Raw genomic sequence first — 1,856 nt, forward strand, 5'->3', positions numbered from 1 at the left:
TTTGGTCGGCATACATGCACCTCTAGCTACATGTTATGCCCGAACACAAAATTTCTGACAGTCTCCTCTGTGCTAGTTTTGCGCGGTCTTGCGCACTTAGCGCGTCAAGCATGCAGTTAGCGCACACGTAGGTCGAACCATTGCCCGGTTTCAGTATCTACACTTTCGCGATTAATCGTGGCTGCTAGCGGGTGGCCAGGTTCATTGCCTGGCCACGGGCCGACGTTGCACTCTGCAATCCAAATGAATTTGATAGGGAAGGAACACCACCATGGCTCTTACTAAAGACCAATTGATCGCCGATATCGCTGAAGCTATCGATGCGCCAAAAACTACCGCGCGTAATGCTCTTGAGCAATTGGGCCAAATTGTTGCCGACCAATTGGAAAACGGCGTGGAAATCACTTTGCCAGGTATCGGCAAACTGAAAGTTGCAGAGCGTCCGGCTCGCACTGGCCGCAACCCTTCGACTGGCGCTGCCATCGAAATCGCTGCCAAGAAAGTTATCAAGTTCGTACCAGCCAAAGTGCTGACCGACTCGATCAACAAGTAAGCAACCGCTTGCTGTGAAAAAGCCGTGCACCGGTTAACCGGGCACGGCTTTTTTGTGGGCGTCTGATCACAGATCTGTGCCGCACGGCACACTCAAGAGAGGACGCAGAGCGTCCAGAACGGCATGCGACGCGGAGCGTCGCACGATGATCGAGATTAAGGCCTGCCGACGCAGAGCGTCGCACGATAGTCGAGATTACGGCATGTCGGCGTGGCGCCGCACGATAGTCGATGCGGCACGATAGCCCTATCAGTGGGGTGTGCGCTGTGCCTTGTCTAGGAATGTCCAGGCCACGAAGCGGCTTTGTTTCTGGCCCTGGCCCATCTCGATGACTTTCACCTCACGCGCGCCGGCTTTTTTCAGGGCGCTCTGGATCGGTGGCAGGTTGGATGCCTTGGACACCAAGGTGCTGAACCATACCACCTGGCTTGGCAATGTGGCGCTTTCCTGAATCAGTCGGGTCACGAAGCCGATCTCGCCGCCTTCGCACCACAGCTCCTGAGATTGCCCACCGAAGTTGAGAACCGGCAGCTTGCGCTTGGGATCAGCCTTGCCCAGTGCGCGCCATTTTCGTTGGCTGCCACGCTGCGCCTCATCCAGCGAGGCATGGAAAGGAGGGTTGCAGAGGCTCACGTGGAAGCGTTCGCTGCTGTCGAGTAACCCTAGCAGGATCTGCTTGCGGTTGTCCTGCTGGCGCACGCTGATGGCCTTGCTGAGGCCATTGGCTTTGATGATCGTGGTAGCCGCCGCGATGGCCGTGCTGTCGATGTCCGACCCAACGAACTGCCAGCCATAGTCGCTATGCCCCAGCAGCGGGTAGATGCAATTGGCTCCGGTGCCGATATCCAGCGCCTTGATGGATGCGCCGCGTGGGATCACGCCTTCATTGTCCTCGGCCAGCAAGTCGGCGAGGAAGTGCAGGTAGTCCGCACGCCCTGGAATAGGCGGGCACAGGTAATCGGCCGGAATGTCCCAATGGGCGATGCCATAGAACGCTTTGAGCAGCGCGCGATTGAACACCCGCACCGCCTGCGGATCGGCAAAGTCGATGCTTTCCTTGCCATACGGATTGAGTATCACGAAGGCTGCCAGCTCGGGGCTGGATTTGATCAGCTTCGCAAAGTCGTAATGACCCTGATGACGATTGCGCGGGTGCAAGGTGGCCTTTTCACGCGGCGCAGCAGGTTTGGCTGGCCGCTGAGGCTTTTTGCGCGGAGGTTTGCGGGTATCGGTCATGGGTTTGAACCGCCCCGGGTTTCTCGGAGACCCTTTTGTTTGAGTCATGCCACCTGGGCAGACTCGG

2 protein-coding genes are annotated in these 1,856 nt (G+C 57.7%); one reads left to right on the top strand and one right to left on the bottom strand.

What is annotated here, in order from left to right; all coding sequences use genetic code 11:
* Nucleotides 1–271: 271 nt before the first annotated feature.
* Complete coding sequence (locus tag AO277_RS13155; RefSeq protein WP_002552279.1) at nt 272–553, top strand: HU family DNA-binding protein; 282 nt, start codon at nt 272–274, stop codon at nt 551–553.
* A gap of 249 nt (nt 554–802) precedes the next feature.
* Here the strand turns inward: AO277_RS13155 and rlmF are convergent, their stop codons facing one another.
* Complete coding sequence (gene rlmF / locus AO277_RS13160) at nt 803–1,789, bottom strand: 23S rRNA (adenine(1618)-N(6))-methyltransferase RlmF (RefSeq protein ID WP_044320192.1); 987 nt, start codon at nt 1,787–1,789, stop codon at nt 803–805.
* Between the last annotated feature and the right edge of the window lie 67 nt (nt 1,790–1,856).

It is taken from the genome of Pseudomonas amygdali (assembly GCF_002699855.1).
GTDB lineage: Bacteria > Pseudomonadota > Gammaproteobacteria > Pseudomonadales > Pseudomonadaceae > Aquipseudomonas > Aquipseudomonas amygdali.

Bases quoted from the DNA above. Each gene is read 5' to 3' on its own strand.
- AO277_RS13155 (WP_002552279.1), top strand. From the start codon at position 272: ATGGCTCTTACTAAAGACCAATTGATCGCCGATATCGCTGAAGCTATC.
- rlmF (WP_044320192.1), bottom strand. From the start codon at position 1,789: ATGACCGATACCCGCAAACCTCCGCGCAAAAAGCCTCAGCGGCCAGCC.